Raw genomic sequence first — 20241 nt, 5'->3', positions numbered from 1 at the left:
GTCGGGGCTCCGGCCAGGGAGAAGAGGGTGCGGGGGGCGGACATGCGGGCTCCGTGGAGTGGGTGTCAGGCCGCTGAGTAGCCCGTGCATCCCTGCACAGCCCGCCGCTATCTTCGCGCAATGGGTGTGCAGAAACGACCAGGCCCCCTGGACTGGGAAGACCTGCGTGTCTTCGTGGCGCTGGCGCGCGCGGGAAGCCTGTCGGCGACGGCGCGGGAGCTGAAGGTGAGCCACGCCACGGTGGGACGGCGCATCGCCGCCCTGGAGGAGACGCTCGGCCGCACGCTGTTCGACCGTCGCGCCGACGGCTACCTGCTCACCGCCGATGGGGCGGCGGTGCTGGAGTTGGCGGCGGACATGGAGGAGCGCGCGGACGGCATCCTGCGCCGCAGCGGACAGCAGGCGGGGCTGACGGGCACGGTGCGGCTCACGGCCACGGAGACGCTGGCTGAGCGCTTCCTCATCCCGCGCCTCGCAGCGCTCCACCGCCGCCATCCCGGCATCCACCTGGAGGTGGTGAGCGATTCGCGCGCGCTCAGTCTCGCCAAGCGGGAGGCCGACGTGGCCGTCCGTCTTGCGCGCCCGCAGGTGGGGGAGTTGGTCGCCCGGCGTCTTGCGAGTCTTGCCTACGGCGTCTACGCGGCGCCGGACGGGGACACGTCGGCGTGGGTGGGCCTGGACGACTCCCTCGCCCACATCCCTGAAGCGAAGTGGCTCGCCCAGCACGCGGCCGGTGAGCGTCTCGTGCTGCGCACCAATACACTCATGGGGCAGCTCGCGGCGGTCCGGGCAGGCTTCGGTAAAGCCCTGCTGCCGCACTGGTTCGCCGGGGAAGAGGGCGGTCTCATCGCCCTGCCGCCGCCCGCCCCGCCACCGGTGCGCGAGGCGTGGCTTGTCGTGCACCCCGACCTGAAGGACGTCCCGCGCGTACGCGCCGTCATCGACGCGGTGGTCGGCGCGTTCGAGGAGGAGAAGGAGCGGCTTGGCCCCGGCGGCACAGCGCTCAGCCCGGCACCGCTGAAGTGATCCGGTCGTCTCAGAGGCGGCCGGCCTTGAGTTCGCCCACCAGGTGCGCGCAGGCCCGCACGGTGAGCGCCATCATCGTCAGGGTGGGGTTCTGCGGGCCCTGGGAGGGGAAGCAGGCGCCGTCCGTGACGAAGAGGTTGGGGATGTCCCAGCTCTGGTTGAAGGGGTTGAGCACGGACGTCTTCGCGTCCCTGCCCATCCGCGCGGTGCCCACCTCATGGATGGCCATGCCCGGCTGGGACAACGTCCGGTTGACCTGCTCCACCGTGCAGCCGGACTCCTCCAGCATCTCCAGGCAGGAGCTGACCGCGTCCTCCGTCATCTTCAACTCGTTGTCGGAGTGTCTGCACTCGATGTGCGCCGCCGGCACGCCCCAGCGGTCCTTCACCGTGCCGCTCAGCGTGACGCGGTTCTCCGCGCGCGGGAGCATTTCGCCGAAGGGCACCATGTGGAGCTGGTCGTCGAAGGAGAAGACCTGGACGCCATAGCCTCGCGCGAAGTTCGGGTCGCGCTCGGTGACGTTGCGGAACTGCGGCACGTACGCCCAGCCGTGCGCCTTCTGCTGCAGGTGCGCGGGCAGGTTCATGCGCGCCTCGATGCCCCGCAGGTAGATGTGGTCCATCAGGTGGCGACCCAAGAGGCCGGAGCTGTTCGCCAGGCCGTCCGGGAACGCCCGGTTGCGCGAGTGCAACAGCAACCGCGTGGATTCAATGGTCCCAGCGGCGACCACCACCACCTTCGCGTGCACCTCTTCCGACGTGCCGGTGTTCGCGTCGATGAAGGACACGCCCGTCACCTTGCCGGTGTTCGGGTCGTGCATCACGTGGCTGGCGATGGCGTGCGAGCGCAGCGTCAGGCGCCCCGTCTTCTGGGCCGCCGGCAGCGTCACCGGCGCGTTGGAGGTGCGCCGGGCGACGACGTGGCGGTTGGGCCAGCGGGCCCTCACCTTCTCGCGCAGCCGGACCTCGCCGGGCGACAGCGGCGCGGGCCCCGCGAAGACGGAGTCCGGCAGCGTGTCCACGCCGTCCGAATTGCCATACAGGCCCATCCACCGCTCGACGATTTCGTAAGACGGCGCCAGCTCCGCGAGCGACAGCGGCCAGTCCGGGCTGAGCCCGTCCAGGCTGCCCGCGTGGAAGTTGAAGTCCGACAGCCGGTAGAACTGGCGGCCGTGGCTCTTCACGCTGGTGCGCCCGCCTACCTGCCGCGCGCGGATCCATGCGAACGGTGCGTCGTCCGGCGTCGTGTAGGGGTTGTCCACGTCGTCCACGAACGCGTGCGGGTGGAAGGGCCACGCGAAGCTCGTCGCCTGGATGGACTGACGCCCCTTGCGGTCCGCGTCGGACTCCACGCGGTAGCCCAGCTTCTGCCGCACGCGGTGCATCACGTGCAGCACCTTGTCCGCCTGCGCGCTCCGGCCTGCTTCCAGCACCAGCACGCGGAGGCCCGCCTCCGTCAGCTGCTTGGCGGCCCAACCCCCACAGGCCCCGGAACCCACCACCACCGCGTCGTAGACCGTCTTGGACAGCTTCATTGCCGCACTCACCTGGACGGTCTTTCTGCCGCCGCTGCTAAAGTTTGTCTAAACTGTAAGCCAGGAGTTCGTTGGGACCTAGAGGGTGTAAAGGTCAGGCCGGTGCCAACACAAGCCCGGGGCCGGGACTTCCCCTTGGGGCGCTCCTGTCGGAGAGGGTCGGACAATGGCGGGTCTGTTGAAGCGGATTCGGTGGGGGCGGCTGCTGGGCGTCCTGGTGGTGTTGCCGTGTCTGCTGGTGGCGCTGGCCCTCTTCGGCCGGGCGGCGTGGCGCTCCGAGCAGTACTTCCACTACCCGAAGCCGGTGGCGGTGCTGCCCGCGGACCTGGCCTCCGCGTCCGCTCGGGAGGTGACGCTGCGCACCGAGGACGGGGTGGAGCTGCGCGGCTGGTACGTGCCTTCGCGCAACAAGGCGGCGTGGGTGCTGGCGCATGGCCTGTCGCAGACCCGCGTGGACCTCCTGCCGGAGGCGCGGGTGCTGCGCGACGCGGGCTACGGGGTGCTGCTGTTTGATTTGCGCGCGCACGGGCAGAGCGGCGGTGAGACGTCCACGTGGGGTGACAAGGAGCGCATGGATGTGCGCTCGGCGCTGGAGTTCGTGCGGGCGCAGCCGGATGTGGACCCCTCGCGGGTGGGGGCGCTGGGGTTCTCCATTGGCTCCGCGGCGGTGGCGGAGGTGGCGGCGAAGGATCCGAAGGTCGCGGCGGTGGTGCTGCTGTCGCCCTTCAACACGCTGCGGCTGGCGGCGGCGTATGACTTCCGGCGCTTCGGCGTGGTGACGCAGACGGGGGCGCTGCTGCCCTTCTGGCGGCGGGGCATCCAGTTGGAGCAGGTGCGGACCCTCGATGCGGTGGACCACATCCGGCCCCGGCCCCTGCTCATCGTCGCGGGGACGGAGGAGTCCGGGCAGGTGCTGCTGGATGAGCTGTTCGCGCACGTGGGCCTGTATGCCCAGACGTGGCGCATCCCCGGCGCGTCGCATGGCAACTTCGCCGCGACGGCTCCCGAGGAGTATCCGCGCCGGCTGCGCGCGTTCGCGGACGAGGCGCTGAAGGCCGGGCCCGTCGCGGAGGATGCGGCGGCCGTGGAGCCTGCGCCCGCGGTGAAGGCACCGGGGAAGAAGAAGGCTCCCGCGAAGAAGCCCTCGCGCAAGACGAAGGCGGGAGCAGGGGAGCGCACGGGGCGCTGACGCTCTCGGGATGAAGTCGGGGCCCGCCTTGGCGCGAGCGGGCCCGTGCTGCCTGCTACGCCTCGGCCGGGGGCGCGGCGGCTTCCAACTTCGCGAGCTGATCCAGGTACGCGCGGCCCTTCACCGGATCCGTCATGTACAGGAAGGCCGCCATGCCCTTGAGCTGTTCCAGCGATTCGCCCTCGCGGCCCGGCTTGCCCTTCTGGCGGTTGTGGATGGCCGCGCGCAGGCGGCGCACCACGTCGCGGGGGACTCGCGCGGCGGGCGTTCCGTCCTTCGCCTCGTTCACCACGAGCCCCGTGACCCGCTGACGGCTGCCCTTGCGGGCCACGCGCGTCTTGTTCGGGTGCACCGTGAAGCCCTCCGCCTCCACCACGTCCTTCACCCGCGCGAGCAGCACCGCCACCGGCGCGCCCTGGGCCCGGCGCGCCCTGGGCGCCTTCGCCTTCGTCCAGGAGAACGTCAGGTCGTCCGCGTAGCGCGTGTACGTGAAGCCCAGCTTGCGCGACAGCGCTGAGAGCCGCTTGTCCATCCGCAGGCACAGCGCGTTGGTGATGCCCGGCGACGTGGGTGCGCCCTGCGGCAGCGCTCGCGGCCCCTTCGCCACGTGCAGCGTCTTGCCCCGGAAGGACAACAGCTCGCGCGGGGCCTCGGTGGACATCAGCGCCAGCAGCGTGGACGTGCCCTCCGGCAGGCCGCCCTTGCGCAACAGGCCCTTCACGCGCCGCCACGTCACCGTGGGAAAGAAGTCCTTCAGGTCCACCTTCACCACCACGTCCGCGCCCTGGTGGGCCAGCGCGTTGGTGAGGATGGAGCGCCCCGCCACGAAGCCGTGCGCCGCGCCGTGCACCGGCAGCCGCTCCACGATGTTGGAGAGCACCCAGCGCTGCGCCTGCTTCAGCTCCGGCTTGGGGGACGTGATGGTCCGCTCGCTGCCGTCCCGCTTGGGGATGCGCCAGCTCACGTAGTTGGAGCCCGTGTCCACGTCGCGGTGGAACGCGAAGCCGCGCAGCTTGGACACGCTGATGTCCAGCGCCTTCGCCAGCGCCTCCGCCGTGTCCAGCGTGGGCAGGCCGTTGACGCGCGCGCGCTCCTCGCGGTGCTCCAGGTCGAAGCGGTCCGGCCCTTCCGCCTCGCTCCAATGGATGCCCACGCCCAGGTGGTTGATGTGCGTGGCCTTCCACGCCTCATGGGCCTGGCGCCCGAGCGCGCGGCGCTCCACGGCCTCCGCCTTCTTCTTCTCCTTCCAGGCGGTCTTCTCCTTCTCCTTGAGGGAGGAGAAGTCCACCTCGTCCGCGAGCGCGCCCTTCGCGACGAGCTGCGCCTGCACCCATTCCTCGGTGCCACCGGCTTCGGTGATGGCCTTCCAGCGCGCGAGCAGCACGTCGTGCGCGGCGCGGCGGGCCTCGCGCTTGGATGCGGTGGCGGTGTTGGACGCGGCGGCCGGCGGGACTTCGGGCACGGCCTGCGGCGGGGCGGCGGGGACGAACGACTCCAGCTTGGCGGTCATCGAGGCACCTTCGACGGGCGCGGCGGCTTCAGGAGGGGCGACGGACGAATTCGAGCGGTCGAGGGAGGCCAGGAATGCACCACCAGCTCACCTGGGGCACGGTAGCCTCACCGGCTCTCCCCTCCGGTGCACTGGTGGCCGGGTGGGAAAACGGCGGTTGCGTCGTTGGTTCCGCTTCCCACCCGGCCACCAGTGCACCGGAGGGAGAGAGCCAAGAACAGGCTACCTTGCGGAGAGTGTCCAGCATTTCAACCAGAGCGGCGCAACGCCGCTCCCGCGCTCGAGGCGCTAAGGCTGATGCGGTCCAGACCTCTCTCGACCACTCGTCATTCGTGTTGCGTCCGTCGCACCCATCCTTCCAGCCGCCCCGTCGGCGGCCGGGCCGTTGGTTGAGGGTTTACACCAGAGTCGAGGCCGCGTCGATGTAGCCGTCAGCGGTCAATTTCTCCAGACGGTTGAAGTACGCCGTCCGGGCTTCCGTATCCGAATCGAACCACAGGCGCTGGTGGCGCGAGTCGCCCAGGCGCGGTCCCCACGCGAGGACCACCACCTTGCCATCCAGCGAGACGCGGTACACCTGCTCCAGACCCGTCGCCGGGTCGCGGCGCACGTACGAACGCGTCTCCGCGCGGATGAGCTTGCGGCCCTCCGGCGTCTGACGCAGCGCCTCCTCCTCCGTGCGACGGCGCGCGTACGCCAGGCGCAGCGCGAGCATGTGCTCGCACGGGCCTTCACGCATCCCGGAGCGACGGAAGTGCGGGCAGCCGCAGCCCGCGTCCTTCACGCGGCCCTCCAGGTCCAGCGTGAAGCTGGGGAAGAAGCTGCGCACGGCCTCGCGGTCCACCACCTCGCCCTGGATGCGCGTGCCCTCACCGACGAGGTCGTGCACCTGGGTGAGCTTCACTTCGCCCGCGCCAGGGCCGCCGTCGCCCAGCAGGCGGTGGGCGCGCGCCTCGCGCTCGTTGCCGTAGCGCAGCGCGGCCTCGTCCACCGGGGTGGGCATCAGCTCGCGGGGGCGGTAGGCGCCGCGCGCCACGTCGAAGAGGACGCGGCCGCGCAGGCACTCCAACTGGAGCGCGGCGCGGACCTGGTCCTTGGGCGCGCCCGCGTCCTTGGCCAGCACGTCGAAGGTCAGCGGGCCGTCCGCGCGCAGGCGCTGGCGCAGCTTCTCCGCGAGGGGCTCCGGCACGTCGCGGGGCATCAGCGCGTCGAAGGCCGCCGCGCTGGACCAGCCGCTCTCCGTCCAGCCGGTGAGCCCCAGCGTCAGCGTGGCCACGCCCAGGTCGATGACCCAGAACACCGGCAGGCCCGGACCCAGGAGCTGCACGTGCACGCTCTTCGCGTGGGGCAACAGGCGCGCGAGCGCGGTGAGGCGATTGCGGCCGAAGGTGCGCACCACCGCGGGCGCGTGGCCCTGGTACGGGCCGCCATGGCACTCCAGCACCTGCTCCCACGGCTCCAGCACCAGCCGGGGCGCGGCGCCGGGGACCAGCTCGAATCTCAGCGCGCGGGGTGCCTTCTTCGCGCGGCGGGTGCGCAGCGCGAAGAGCAGGTTGTACAGGTCGATGGGCGCGATGGAGCAGGTGGTGGCCGGCAGCGTCGCGGCCGACTGCACCTGGAGGAAGCCGCGCAGCCATGCGTGCGGCACGTCCACGTTGCGCGGGGCTCGGGGTTCCCCGGACGCGGGGGGCGCGGCCTTCGCGGAGGGGGCCACGTGGGCCTCCAGCGTCACCGGGGCGTAGGCGCGCAGGCGATCCAGCCGGGCGGGCAGGTCCGCGGGCACGTCCAGGAAGGTGGAGCCGTGCGCGGCCTCGCGGTTGTCGAAGAGGCTGTTGTCGAAGGCCAGGCGCGCATAGGCGCTCTCGTCGCGGGAGAACACCTCCAGCGACACCTGGTCCGGATCCACCGTGAGGACGGGGTCCAGCACCGCGTCCTTCTTCTCATCCCCTTCCAGCGCGCTGTCGAGGAACGCCTTCTGGGCTTCCCAGATTTGAGCGCTGGCGCGCTTGCCCTGCTTCATCAGGTACGCGAGGTACGCGGTGCGATCGCGTCCCCGGTAGCGCAGGTCGCTGGAGAGCACGCCGAAGGCGGCGGCCAGCGCGTCGCGGAAGAGGGTGGGGTCCTTTACGCGGCCGCTGACGCCCACGGTGCCGCGTGAGCCCTCCAGGGCCAGCTGCACGCGCGAGGCGTCCGGGGTGACGACCACGTCGCTCGCGGCGGCGTAGTTCAGCGCGACGGGATGACGTGCGGTTGCGGTGCTCACGACGGTTGACCTTCCTTGCGGGCGCGCTCGGCGGCCCGGCGTGCACGTTTGTGGGCGCGGTAGGCCGCCTTGCGCAGCTCCACCGACTGCGACTTGTCGAAGGCCGCCGTCTTCAGCAGCTCCGCCGCCTCGTCACCACCCAGGCGGCCCAGCGCGGCCCACGCGTCCTGCCGCACCTCCGGCTTCGCGTCGGATGCCACGGGCTTGAGCGGTCCCAGGTCCTTCTTCGCCAGCAGCGCGGGCACCGCGAGCCGGCGCGGCTCGCTGGCCGTGAGCAGGCCCGGCGCCACCTTCGCGCCCGTGGGGCCCATGGCCACCGGGTCGAAGGGCTTCACCTCCAGCGCCCAGGCGGCGGCCTGGTCCGGCACCAGCGCGGCCAGCACCGACGCGGCGGCGGAGCGCACCGGGGCGTCCGGATCCGCCAGCGCGGCGCGCAGGGCCTGCGCCTCGTTTGTCGCCTTCAGCCGTCCCAGCACGCGCGCGGCTTCCTGGCGCACGCCCGCGGGGGCATGGGCCTCACCCTTGCGCAGGATTTCGGCGGACGTCGCGACCAGCTCCTTCGCGCCCAGCCGGGAGCCCGCCCACAGGAGGCGCTCCCAGGCGCTGGCCAGTGGTTCGCGCTTCGGGGCCGACGTGGCGGCCCAGGAGGCGGCGGTGCGCCGTTCGGAGGCGACGACCGCGCGGGTCAGGCTGGCGGTGTCCACCGCGCCCGTCGCCTGCGCATCACCCGTCCAGGTGCCCACCAGTCGCGCGGCCTCCTCGCGGGCCTCCGGCTTGTCGTGGCCGACCAGCGCGATGACCTCCGGCAGGGGCAGCGCGCCCCGACGGGCGAGCCCCCGACGCAGTCTCAGGCGCAGCTCCGCGCTCTCCAGGGTGGCCAGCCGGGGCACGAGCTGCGCCGGGTCGCCTTCGCTGGCGAGGTAGGTGGCGGCGGGCTCGGAGATGTCCTCCTGGGTGCTGGCCACGGCGAGGAACTCCACCCGCGTGCGGTCGTTCGGGAAGAGCACGTCCAGCGCCTTGCGCGCGGCCTCGCGCAGGTCGTCGTCATCCTCGTCCAGCGCGGCGGCCAGGGCCTTCTCCGCCTCCGGGTCGCCGAGCTTGCCCAGCTCCTTCGCCACGGTGATGCGCACCTCGTCGTCCGTGTCGCTGTCGGCGAGCAGCGCCTCCAGCTTCACCCGGGCGCGCTCCCCACCGATGGCGCGCAGGCCGCGCACGCCGGCTTCCTGGTGCTCGGAGGAGGTGCCCTCCACCGCGGCGACCTCCACCTTCTCCTCGATGCGGCGGCGCTCGTCGCCCTCGGGCAGACGGCTGGCGAGCCGGCCCAGGGCCTCGATGGCGGCCAGCACCATGTCCTGCTCGGCGGGCGCGTCCGCGGTGCCTCCTCCCGCCACCGTCTCCAGTTCGGAGAGGGCGCGGGCGTCTCCCAGGGTGCCCAGCGCGAGCAGGGCCCGGCCACGCTCCTCGCCCTCACCGGCGCGCGAGTACAGCAAGAGGGGCCGCAGGGCGCTGGTCCGGCGCAGGTGCGCCACGCCTTCGGCCGCGGGCAGCATCAGTTCGCGGGCGCCCGCGCGGAGGATCTCCTCCAGCGGCTCCACCGCCGCGCCCTGCTCCACCACGCGCTTCGAGTAGCGCGCCACCGCTTCGGCGCGCACGGTGACGTCGCGGTCGGTGAAGAGCGAGACGAGCAGCGCGTCCTGGCCCTCGTTCTTGCCATGCTCCAGCTCCGTGGCGGCGGCCTTGCGGACCTCCACGTCGTTGCTGCGCACGGCCACCTTCAGGAAGCGCACGGCGAGCGCCGCGTCGCGCTTCTTCAGGTCGCGATCCCGCTCCCTCAGCTTCTCCTGCTCCGGCGGCCAGGTGAGCTGCATCGCGGCCGTCACGGTGGCGAGGCGCACGGTGGTGTTCTCGTCCTCCACGCTCTGGCGCGCGAGCACGTCCAGCGCTTCCGGACGGCGGGTGCGGCCCAGCGCGGCGACCAGCTTCGTGCGCTCCGGAATCTCCGTCGCGACGGACAGGCGCGCGGCGAGCGCGGCCACGGCGGCGGAGGTTCCCAGCCGCGCCAGGGCCTCCTGTGCACGGCGCACCACCTGCGGCACTTCGGAGCGCAGGAAGGTGCCCAGCACCTCCACCGCCCGGTCATCCCCACGCCACGCGAGCAGCTCCGCGGCGCGCAGCCGCAGGTCCTCGTGCTCGCTGCCGGCCGCGCGGCCCAGGGCCTCGGTGACGCGCGGGTCGTTGGCGCCCGCGAGCCGCTCAATCACGCCCACGCGCAGGTCGGCGTGCTCGCTGCCCAGCGCCGCCAGCAGCGGATCCAGGCTGCCCGCCGGGCTCAGCTTCTCCAGCAACTCGAAGGCGGACTTGCGCACCTCCGGCAGCGGCGAGTTGAGCGCCGCCGTCACGCGCGGACGGGCCGCGTCGCCGCGCTCCGCCAGCTCTTCCAGCGCCGCGCGGGCCACGTCCGGCGACAGCGAGGCCAGGGCCAGCGCCAGCGGCTCATCGCTGCCAGCGGGGTACAGCTCCTTGAGGCCCGCGAGCGCCGCGCGTCGCACCAACTGGTGCGGATCCTCCAGCGCGCGCAGCAGGGCGGCCACGGCGGCGGACGTGCCCGCGTAGCCTTCCAGGGTGAGCTTCACCACGCGGTCCACGGCATCGCGGCGGACGCGGTGGCCTTCCTCGTCGCCCGCGGACACCTGACGCAGCAGGCCCACGTAGGCGCCGAACGCCAGCCGGCGCAGGTGCTGGCGCTCCGCCTGGGTCGCCGTCTGCGGCGTCGCGGTGCTGCCCTCCGGCGGCTTCACCGCGGAGAAGAGGCGGCGCAGCCAGCTCTTGCCCGTGGCGGACGCCGTGCCCTGCTTCTCCGGCGTGGACGGCTGCATCACGTGCGACGCGCCCTCGGCCGTCTCCGGCTTCCAGGGTGCTTCCAGCGTGCGGGGCCGCGCGACCTTCTGCGCCTCGCGGAAGTAGTCCAGGGGCTTGTTGCGCAGCAGCAGCACCTGCGCCGCCGCGTAGCGCTGCTCCGGCTGGGCGCTGGAGAGCGCCTCGGCCAGGCCCACCACGCGCTTCGCCCGGTCCTCTTCCGAGGGCCAGTCCTTCATGTCGCCGGCCTTCTCCGGGCGCGGCGGCAACAGCACCTCCACCAGGTGCGCGCGGTATGCCTCCGGCTCCGTGCGCAGCTCCAGCGCGCGCGCCGCCGCATAACGCACTTCCGGACGGCCGCTGGACAGGGCGCTGGTCAGCAGGTCCGGCGGCTCACCATCGCGGCTGGCGCGCAGGTCGCGGGCGAGCACGATGGCGAACACCATCTCCTGCACCTCGCGCGCGGAGTCCTCCAGGCCGTGCAGCAGGCCGCCGTCTCCCTCCGGGCCCAGGGCCGCGAAGGCGAGGATGGCGCCCAGCCGGATGGGCAGGTGCTCATGGCGCAGGTTGCCGGTGAGCACCGGCAGCGCGCGGGCATCACCCAGGCGCGACAGACCGTCCGCCGCCCACGAGCGCGCCGCGACCAGCGAGTGGCCCAGCGCGTCCAGCAGCGCGCCCTCGTCGCCCCGACGGCTCGCGGTGGCGAGACCGCGCGCGCCCTGCTCCTGCAGGTCCGACAGCTCGTGCGGCAGGAGCACGGTGGCGTAGAAGCCCAGCAGGCGCCGCGAGCCCAGCGTGGCCAGCGCGCGCGATGCGCGGATCCGCAGCGGGACGAGGTAGCCGGGCGGGTAGAGCCGCTCCAGGTCCTTGTCGGTGATGAGCCCGCGCATGGGCTCGATGATGTCCTCCGCGCCGCGAGGAGCGAGCAGCTCCGCGGCCCGCACGCGCACCGGCAGCGCCGTCGCCGCGATGCCCGCGAGCAACGGTCCGTTCTCGGTGGGGATGAGCTTGTCGAGCGCGTCCAGCGCGGCGACCGCCACCTCCAGGTGCTCGTCCTGCACGCGCTTGAGGAGCGCGGAGCGCAGGGGCTCCGCGGGGGCGTGGATGGAGCCCTTCGCGGCCTTCTCGCGCAGGGCAGGGTGCGTGGAGGCGAGCGCGGCCAGGTGCGGCTCCGGCTTCTCCTTGCCCGCCAGCTTCACCCATGCCTCGTAGGCGGCGGTGGCCACGGCCACGTCGCGGTCCTCCACGGACTTCTTCAGCCGCCCCAGCGCCCAGTCTTCCGTGCCGCGCTGGGCGAGCACTTCCACCGCGCGGTTGCGCAGGTCCGGGAAGCGGCCCGTCAGCGCCCGGTCCACGGCCTTCTCCGGCGCCTTCTCGTTCCACGCCCACAGCGTGCGGAACGCCTCGCCGCGCACCTTGCCGGACTCGTCCTCCAGCGCGTTGCCCAGCAGCGGCTCCGCGCCCTCCGCCTTCGCGCCCAGCTTCACCAGCCGGTCCAGGCCGCGCACGCGCACGTCCTCGTGCCCGGAGCGCAGCGCGGCCTCCGCGGCGGACAGGGGCGCGTCCACGTCCAGCGCCACCACCGCCTCCAACGCCGTGGCGCGCACGTCCGCGTCCGCGTCGTCCAGCATCCACACCAGCCGCTCGCGGGCGCGCGGGTCCTGCAATGCCTGGAGCGAGGCCGCCGCCTGCCGACGGATGGCCGACTCGTCCTCGCGCGACAGCTGCAACAGCGCACCCAGCGCCCGTCCATCGCCCAGTTGCGCAAGGCCCCGAGCACCGCGCACCGCCGTGTCCGGCATGCGGCACGCCATGGCGGCCAGCAGCGGCTCCAGGTCGGCTTCCGTCAGCGCCGCCCCCGCCGTGGCGTTGGCGAAGAGCTTCTCGCGCGCGGTGGCCAGCTCCGCGTCGGTGGTGAGCTTCGCCTCCGCGTCCCCGGCCGCGCGCTTCGACTGGAGCATCAGCATGCGCGCCACTTCGCGCACCGAGCGGGCGAACTCCTCGTCCTGCTTCTCCAGCGTGAGCGCCAGCGCCCGGCGCTCCAACACGCGCACGGCGAAGGCCACGCGGCGCACGTCCCGGTCCGCGTCGTCCAGCGCGCGCGCCACCAGCGGCTGCATGCGCGGGTCACCCAGCAGGCCCGCCACCGAGGTGCGCAGCAGCACCTCCACCTTGAGGGCGGCGGGGCCGCGCTCGAAGGCCAGCTTCAGGGGCTCCGTGCTGCCGGCGGGGGAGACGGCGACGAGCGCGTCCAGCGCGGCCTCTCCCACGGGTGCCTTGTCGTCCGCGAGCTTGCCGGAGATGAGTCCGGGCACCAGCGGCGACGTGCCGCCCAGCTTCGCCAGCCGGCGCAGCGCCAGCACCCGCGTGTCCGAGAAACGCGAGTCGAGCGCCGCGCGAGGGGCCGCCAGCGGCGACTCCGTCTCCAGCTTCGTCAGCGCGTCCAGCGCGGCGGTGCGCACGCCCACCACGTCGTCGTTGAGGCGCTCGCGCAGCTTCGCCCGAGCGGCGGTGCGGCCCTGCGCGCCCAGTTCGATTGCGGCGAGCTTGCGCACCTCCGCGTCCGGATCCGTGCCCAGCAGGGACAGCGCGAACTCCAGCGCCTCCGGCTCCAGCAGCGCGGCGGCCTCGCGCACGGCGGCCTCGCGGCGGGGACGGCCCGCCTTGCGCGCCTCGTTGAGCACGTCGAAGCCGTGCGTGAACGTGACCGTCTCGTCCGTGGGCTTGCCATCCGTGCCCAGCGTGATGCGCGTGACGGTGCGCTCATCTCCGCCCACGAACACGAAGCCCAGCACCTGCTTCGCCTGACGGGGGTTGGCCGGCGGCCCGAAGGCCACCGCGTGCACGGCCTTGGTGCCCAGCTCGAACGTGCGCGGCTTGCGACGCTCGTCCAGCCGCCACACCTTCAGCTTGCCGTCGCCACCCACCGACGCGATGCGCTCCGCCGGCTCCTGGCCCGCTTCCGCGGGGGGCGTGGGCGGGAACACCAGCCCCAGCACAGGGCCCGCGTGGCCGCTGTCCTTCTCGCCGCGCACCTCGAACTCCACCGCGCCGACCAGGTACCAGATGCGCAGCTTCCCATCGTCGCCCGCGGAGACCAGCCGCCCGTCGCGGGGCGTGAAGGCCAGCGCGCGCACCGCGCCCTCGTGGCCCGCCATGTCCCGCTGGGCTCCGGACGCCACCGTGAACGAGCGCACCACGCCGTCATCGCCCGCGCAGGCGACGTACGTGTGCGTGGGGTCCACCGCCACCGCGCGCAGCGGCTGCGGGGACGCGCTCCACTCCTTCAGCTTGCGCGTGCTCTCCCAGTCCCACGCGCGCACGAAGCCGTCCACGCCGGCCGTGTAGAGCACCTTGCCGTCCGCGCTGGACGCCAAAGCGGTGCACCCGCCCGGGTGCGCGCCGTGGAGCTGGAACTGCACCGCGCCGTCGGTGAGCGACCCGAAGCGCACCGTGCCGTCCGCGCCGGCCGCCGCGTAGCGCTCGCCCGACAGCGCGAGCCCCAGCACGTGGGCGGGCAGCGACGCCGTCCAGAGGACCTTGTTGGTGCCGGGCTCGTACGCGGTGAGGCGGCTGTCCGGGGCGGCACGCGTGCCCCCCACGAGCAGCAGGCGGGCATTGGCCGCGAGCGCACGGACCTTCTCGATGTTGCCGATGGAGAGGTTGGCCATGGTGTCGTTGTCCTAGATGCCGCCGAGCTGCACGCCCGGGTGAGCCGCCTGCAATTGCACCAGCGAGGCCAGACAGCTCTGCCACTCGCCCTTCGCCACCGACCCGGTGAACTCGCCCAGCACGGGCGCCACCACGCGGGCAAAGCTCTCTTCTTCCAGACCCAGGTCCCGCACCAGCTCCACCACGCGGCGCTTGGCCACGCTCGCGGACAGCCGGCGCTGCACGTCGCCCTCGCGCGCTTCCTTCGCGCGCCCCGGCGGCAGGCCGAACAGCATGCGCCGCAGGAACGTGCGCAGCGCCTCCACGTCGGAGAAGCGCGTCGTGCCGCCCGCCTCGCGCGCGTCCTTGACGCCGCCCGCGGGCTTCCAGTCCTCCGGCAGGTGCAGCGGCCGGTGCTTCTCCCAGAGCAGGCGCACCGCGAACAGGCCCACCTCGCGGTCCGCGCTCTGCATCAGCCCGGACAGCCGCTCCGCCCCGCCCAGCCGCGCGTAGTGCCGGCGGATGAGCTCCACGGCGACCTCACGCGTGCTGCGCTTGGTGGACTCCGTGAGCGCGAACACCTTGCCCGCGTCCAGCTCCTCCGGCTGCAGCGTGTGGCGCGCATCCGCGCCCGGCTCGCCCGCGTTCAAGAGGGCGTCATAGGCCAGGTTGCGGATCTCCTTCGCGTCCGAGTCCGCCAGCTCGTACACCCGCGTCTGGTAGCCCCACGCGCGCAGCTCCGAGCGGGCGATGGTCAGCGCGAAGCGGCGCACGTCGTCGCGCGCATCGAACAGCGCGGGCCACAGCTTCTCCGGCGTGTACGCCTTGCGAGGCGCCCGGGGCTTGATGTCGTAGGACTTCGACTCCGGCTGCTCCGGCCCGATGCCCGGGTGGTGGCAGCGCAGGTACGTCTGCGCGAACGTGCGCACCGGGGCCGGCTGCTTCGCGCCCAGCGCCAGGTCGAACAGGCGCTCCAGGCCCTGTGCCGCGTCGCCCGTGTCGCTGAAGTCCGCGGGCACCACGTTCTCCAGCAGGTAGCGGTGCCCGAAGTCGTGCAGCGTGGGGTCCGCGCGCCGCGCCAGCGCCAGCAGCCAGGGCACCGTGAGCTGCCGCGCGGTGAAGAGCTTGCGGTTGCCCAGCAGCGCCAGCGCCGTCTCGCGGTGCTTCGCGCTGAACACCAGCGCCTTCACCCGCTCCACGTCCAGGCCCGGCAGGCTGTCCGCGCGCGTGAGCCACTGCGCCGCCTGACGGCCCAGGCGCGGATTGGACACGAGGTCCAGCAGCCACTCCGGCCCGATGTCCGCCGGCTTGTACGTGCCCAGCGCCTTCATCGCCGCGTCCTCCACGATGCGCGGCCGCTTCGAGCGCTTCGCCTCCATCAGCGTCTGCTTCCAGAACGACGCGGGCATCTCCCCGGCGGCGTACTTGGACGCGATGTAGCCCGTGGCCCACTTGAGCTGTTCCTGCTGACCGAAGAGCTGCTCGCGCAGGAAGTCCTGCGTGACTTCCGCCCGGTCGAAGGACTGCTCCAGCGCCTTCGCCGCGAAGCCCGCCGTGGCCTTGGTGACGAGCAGCCGGCCCAGCAGCTCCAGCCCCAGCTCGCGCGGCTTGCGCTTCTCCAGCGTGGCGGCGGCGAAGGCCACCACGTCGTCCTCGCCGTGCTCCACCAGCTCCGCGAGCCTCTCCGCGGGCATGTCCTGCGCGTGGCCGCGCGCGTACTCGATGGCGTACGCCCGGGCCTTGTCGCTGGGGGACTCCAGCAGCGCCAGCACCGCGTCGTGCAGCCCGACGGCGCGCAGCTTGCCCTGGTGGAACTCCGGCGAGCCCTGGAGCGTCTCCACCAGGAAGTCGTGGGCGGTGCCCAGCGGACGGCGCGCCAGCCGGTCCAGCCACGCGGGCGTCACCTTGCGCAGCGCTTCCGGGAAGTCCTTGCGCAGGCCCTGGATGGCGAACTTCGCGGCCGGGTCCGAACCGCACGTGTCCAACAGGCGCATCAGCGCGTCCGGCGAGCGCTTCCACGCGTCCGGGTACATGCGCTGCTTCACCATGTCCGCGGGCGGCTGGATGGGGAAGCGCGTCGCGGAGTAGTTGCGGCTGTTGTGCGCCCAGACGTGGTGCGCCACCCAGCAGGAGGACCAGGACGTGTCCGGCTGGTAGTGCCGCAGCACCTCCACCGCGAACTGCGGGTAGAGCTCCGGGACGGCCGCGCCCAGGTGGCGCAGGAAGCGCCAGGCCCGGCGCTGGAGGTAGGTGAGGGTGCCGCCGCCCACCTCGCGCGAGCGGTGGCTGCCGCGCTCGGTGTCGAATCTCCACGCCAGCACGCCGAACATCTCCGCGTCGTGGCGCGCCTCCGCCAGCTTGTAGATGCGCTTGAGGCCGGCCCAGAGGCCGAACTTCAGCGGCGCTTCCTTCACCAGCGTGAAGAGCGCGGCCCGCGCGGGCTCGCTGTTCTTCTCGTACAGGGACACCAGCAGGTCCGCGAGCGCGAAGCGCGCGGGCATGGGCACGTCCTTCTGCGCGAGGAAGCGCTGCCACGCCTCATGCGAGCCCTGGCGGCGGCCGGCCTTCTCACCGCGCTGCTGCGCCTGCGCGAGCAGGGACTTCAGCGCGTCGAAGTCGAGCGCGCCCTGCGGCAGCGGCGTGTCCGACGTCTTGTCCGGCTGGTCCAGGAACGCCAGCACGGCCTCGGCGAGGTCGGGTGCTTCCGCCCTGGCCAGACGTTCGAGGTCCGTTGCGCTCAGCGCGTCGCTCGGGGTCATGGGTCCGGGGTTTAACACAGCTCTTCGTCACCAGAAGGCCCTGATGACCCAGGCCTCACCAGGTGAGGGTGGGCACCTGCACCTCCTGCTCGGCGGCGGCCCCCACCGTCACGTCCTGCCGGTACGTCAGCCACTTCCCGTTGCCCCGGTGGTGCAGCACCATCAGCGTGTAGGGCCCGGGCGGCACGTTGCTCCACGTCTCGTTGCCGGAGGACGTGCGCAGGCCCTTCCCGCGCAGTTGCCCCGTCGCGGCATCCGAGCCCGGCAGCGGCACCGTGCCCGGGAAGAAGAGCACGAGTCCCTGGGGCCCGCGCTCGCCCCAGCGCACCGTCACCGTGGCGCCCTTCGCGGCCGCGAGGAGCTGCACCCGGGTGACGCGATGCGCCTCGACGCGCACCTTCTGGTAGGGCGCCGCGTACGGGCCATCGCTGGAGCGCAGGCCCACCAGGTAGTCACCAGGCTCCAGCTCGCGGAAGACGGTCCGCGCTTCATCGTCGGGAATGTAGTCCGTGGCCTCCTGATCCCGCTCCGAGCGGACCGACACCATGGAGGGATAGGGCCTGCCCTGCGCGTCCTTCACCGTCACCTCCAGGCGGGTATCGCCCTGGAGGCGCAATTCGAGCGTGTCCTCGGTGGGGCCCAGCGCGCGCTCCAGCGTCGCGTACTCCCCCGCCCCGTTGTGCCGCGCGGTGAGCCGGTACGGCCGGGACTCCACGGAGGGCAGCGTGAAGGTGCCATCCCGGGCGGTGGTGGCGTCCAGGAAGCTGCCGTCGACTTCGTAGATTTCGTACTTCTCCCCCGACTCCTCCTCCGCCGCGGCCTTCAGCTCCTCGGGGGGCAGGGACAGGGAGATCGCCACGCCCTCCAGCGGTTCGCCGGTCGCGTCGTCCACCACGCGGCCCCGGACGGTGTGCCCCGCTTCGATGCGCACCTCGCCCAGGTCCACGTCGCGTCCGGCGGGGACCCGCACGTCGCGCTGGGTGAACGCGTGGCCCAGGGCCTTGAAGGTCAGGTGCTGGAGGCCGGGCTTGTCCACGAAGACGGTGAAGGCCCCGCGCGGGTCGCGCACGGGTTCCTCGTTCAGCTCGAAGCGCGTGATGGGCGCCCCGTTCGCCTTCACCAGCCGTCCGGTGATGCGGCTCTGGGCGGCCAGGACGACGCGCACGGCCATGTTCCCCGCGCGGGCGATGACCTTGGGGTCTTCCTCGTCCGGCTCCCACCGGCCCATCCGCAGCCCCCCGAGCAGCTCATCGGTCCCTTCGTCGTCTTCGTCGACCTCGGGCTCGGGCTCGGGCTTCGCGGGGGGGCGGGGCATCGCGTAGCCGGGCTTCGTCGCCGTCAGCTCGTAGTCCCAGTCCCGGGCCAGCGGCTCCAGGGCGAAGCGGCCGTCAGGCCCCGTCTTCGTCTCCAGGGGGGAATAGGAGCGGCCTCCATTGCCCTCCCCCTCCTTGGCCACGGCCTGCACGGCGACGCCCTCCAGGGGCTGGCCCTTGGAATCCACCACCACGCCGGCGATGCGCCCATCCAGGTCCAGGTGCAGCGCGAGCTCCACGGTCTCCGAACCCCGCACCTCCACGCGCTGGGGCATCAGGCGCTGGTAGCCGCCCTCGCTCGCCTCCAGCCAGACGGCGTAGTTGCCCGGCGCCACGCCCCGGAGGGTGAAGGTCCCTTCCTCTTCCGTGGAGCCCGCGAAGGTGACGCGCCCGTGGTCCTCCGGGTCGTCCTCGTTCACGCCGCCCTTCGTCAAGGTGACGTCCACCTCCTTGACGGGGACGCCGCTGGAGCTGGTCACGGTGCCGCGCACCGTCGCGCCGGCCTCCAGGGTCACCTTGAGTCCGGAGGCGGGCGCCTGGACCCGGAGCTCGCGTCCCAGGTAGCCCTCCGCTTCGACGGCGATGATGCCGGCCATGGCCTTCTCCACCTTGATGATGAAGTGGCCTGTGTCGTCGGAGGTGGCGTCGAAGGTGCGGGGGCGGTGCCCGTGGTGCAGGTGGATCCGGAACCTCGGCGGGGGCTCCTCCTCCTCGGGGGGCGCCCGCAGCGACAGGGAGGCCTCCTTCACCGGCTGGCCCTGGGCATCCACGACCTGGCCCTCCACGATGACCGCCGGGGACAGGACGAACTCCAGGGGCGGGGTGTCGCGGCCGACGGTGCGCTCCTCGGAGAGGCCCAGCATCCGCTCGGCCTCCACCTGGAACCGGTAGGCGCGTGCCACCAGGGGGCCCAGGCGCACGTGGCCTTCCGCGTCGGTCTGCTGGGTCTTGTTCACGCCCACGCCCCACAGGCCCCGGTCGAAGGTGTCGCTGTCGACGGCGACCACCACGGCGTCGCGCACGGGATGGCCCGCGGTGTCGCGCACGGTGGCGTCGACGAAGAACGCGCTGCCCAGGCTCAGTGTCACCTCCGCGTCGAGCTGGTGCTCCGTCAGCTCCACCTCCGCGACGGCCCGCTGGCCGTCGTGCTCCGCGGTCATGACGTAGGCGGAGGGCAGCAGGTTGTCGAAGGTGAAGCGCCCGTCCGCGTCGGTGACGGCGATGCGCTCACCGGCCTGCTCCGTCACGGAGACGCCGGGGACGGGACGCTCGCCGTCGAGCACCTGGCCCACGATGCGCCGGGGCGGGTGCAGCACGAGGTCCTCCTCCAGGGGGAGGGGCCCCAGGTCCTGGAGCCAGGTGGAGAGCTTGCCGGGGTGGGCGGCGGCCAGGGTGTAGGAGGCCTCCGGGAGGGGGCCCACGGCGAAGCGGCCCTCGGCGTCGGCGACCGTTTCGAAGTAGCGCGCGTTCCCGGTGTGCAGCACCGTCAGCCGGGTGCCGGGGAGCGGGGCGCCGTCCTCGTCCACCACGCGGCCGGAGAGCTTCTTCGCGGGGACGAGCACCAGCTTCAGGTCCTGGGTGCCGGTGGCCACGTCCTCCTCCAGGGCCGCGCCCTCGGGCCCCAGCGCCCACACGGCGACGGTGCCCTGGGGCAGGCCCTCCAGCGTGAAGGTGCCGTCCTGGGCGGACGGGGTGCTGGTGAGCACGAAGGCCGAACCCCGGCGGGAGGCCACCAGTTCCAGGGCCCAGTCCCAGGCGGAGGCGTTGGAGCAGTCCCCATTCGCCAGGGAGACAGCGGGGTCGGTGTCGCACGGCAGCTCCGACAGGGTCTCTCCCGGCAGGGGCACCGTGGCGGAGACCTCCACGCCGGCGACGGGCTGGCCCCGGGCATCCAGGACGCGGCCCCGGACCTGGAGCGCTCCCCGGGGTGGCGCGGGTGGGGTGGCCGACAACTGCCGGCGCACGGGCCGGGACGTGGCGGAGGTCGCGTCCGTCGAGGACGGTGAGGTGGGGGACCGCCACCAGAAGATGCCCGCTCCAACGAGGAGCAGCAGCAGCACCCCTCCGATGACCACCGCCGACGGCTTCCGCATGGCGCCCCTCCAGGGTGGGCGACTGTAGCAGCAGGGCTGACGTGGAC

8 protein-coding genes are annotated in these 20241 nt (G+C 72.9%); 2 read left to right on the top strand and 6 right to left on the bottom strand.

Annotated elements, in window-relative coordinates; genetic code table 11:
* Positions 1-126: 126 nt before the first annotated feature.
* Positions 127-1026, top strand: coding sequence for a LysR family transcriptional regulator (locus tag D7Y13_RS20230; RefSeq protein ID WP_199732867.1), 900 nt, complete (start codon positions 127-129; stop codon positions 1024-1026).
* A 10-nt stretch (positions 1027-1036) separates the two neighbouring features.
* Here D7Y13_RS20230 and D7Y13_RS20225 read toward each other — a convergent pair whose 3' ends face one another.
* Positions 1037-2560, bottom strand: coding sequence for a GMC oxidoreductase (locus tag D7Y13_RS20225; protein WP_120584846.1), 1524 nt, complete (start codon positions 2558-2560; stop codon positions 1037-1039).
* 178 nt (positions 2561-2738) lie between these two features.
* Here D7Y13_RS20225 and D7Y13_RS20220 point away from each other — a divergent pair, with 178 nt between their 5' ends.
* Entirely contained in the window at positions 2739-3749 is a 1011-nt protein-coding gene (locus tag D7Y13_RS20220) for an alpha/beta hydrolase (protein WP_233595773.1), read from the top strand.
* Positions 3750-3804: 55 nt separating this feature from the next.
* On the opposite strand, the gene D7Y13_RS20215 is transcribed toward D7Y13_RS20220, so the two are convergent.
* From D7Y13_RS20215 to D7Y13_RS20195, 5 genes are all read right to left on the bottom strand, one after another.
* Positions 3805-5259 (bottom strand): reverse transcriptase family protein, encoded by a 1455-nt coding sequence (locus D7Y13_RS20215; protein WP_120534623.1) that lies wholly within the window; start codon positions 5257-5259, stop codon positions 3805-3807.
* Positions 5260-5656: 397 nt separating this feature from the next.
* On the bottom strand, positions 5657-7522 hold the full coding sequence (locus tag D7Y13_RS20210) for an SWIM zinc finger family protein (protein ID WP_120534622.1): 1866 nt from the start codon (positions 7520-7522) through the stop codon (positions 5657-5659).
* A complete protein-coding gene (locus tag D7Y13_RS20205; protein WP_120584845.1) occupies positions 7519-14049 on the bottom strand; it encodes a HEAT repeat domain-containing protein in 6531 nt (2176 codons plus the stop codon). The genes D7Y13_RS20210 and D7Y13_RS20205 overlap by 4 nt, the downstream gene beginning before the upstream one ends.
* A gap of 12 nt (positions 14050-14061) precedes the next feature.
* On the bottom strand, positions 14062-16788 hold the full coding sequence (locus tag D7Y13_RS20200) for a hypothetical protein (protein WP_120584844.1): 2727 nt from the start codon (positions 16786-16788) through the stop codon (positions 14062-14064).
* Between the two features lie 55 nt (positions 16789-16843).
* Positions 16844-20194, bottom strand: a complete 3351-nt coding sequence (locus D7Y13_RS20195) for a carboxypeptidase regulatory-like domain-containing protein (protein WP_120584843.1) — start codon at positions 20192-20194, stop codon at positions 16844-16846.
* Positions 20195-20241 lie beyond the last annotated feature (47 nt).

Origin of the sequence: Corallococcus praedator (assembly GCF_003612125.1) — a bacterium.
Taxonomy (GTDB): Bacteria; Myxococcota; Myxococcia; order Myxococcales; family Myxococcaceae; genus Corallococcus; species Corallococcus praedator.
Note: the sequence above shows the minus strand (reverse complement) of the source record. Positions and strands in the feature narration are given on the sequence as shown.

Bases quoted from the DNA above. Each gene is read 5' to 3' on its own strand.
- D7Y13_RS20195 (WP_120584843.1), bottom strand. From the start codon at position 20,194: ATGCGGAAGCCGTCGGCGGTGGTCATCGGAGGGGTGCTGCTGCTGCTC.
- D7Y13_RS20200 (WP_120584844.1), bottom strand. From the start codon at position 16,788: ATGACCCCGAGCGACGCGCTGAGCGCAACGGACCTCGAACGTCTGGCC.
- D7Y13_RS20205 (WP_120584845.1), bottom strand. From the start codon at position 14,049: ATGGCCAACCTCTCCATCGGCAACATCGAGAAGGTCCGTGCGCTCGCG.
- D7Y13_RS20225 (WP_120584846.1), bottom strand. From the start codon at position 2,560: ATGAAGCTGTCCAAGACGGTCTACGACGCGGTGGTGGTGGGTTCCGGG.
- D7Y13_RS20215 (WP_120534623.1), bottom strand. From the start codon at position 5,259: ATGACCGCCAAGCTGGAGTCGTTCGTCCCCGCCGCCCCGCCGCAGGCC.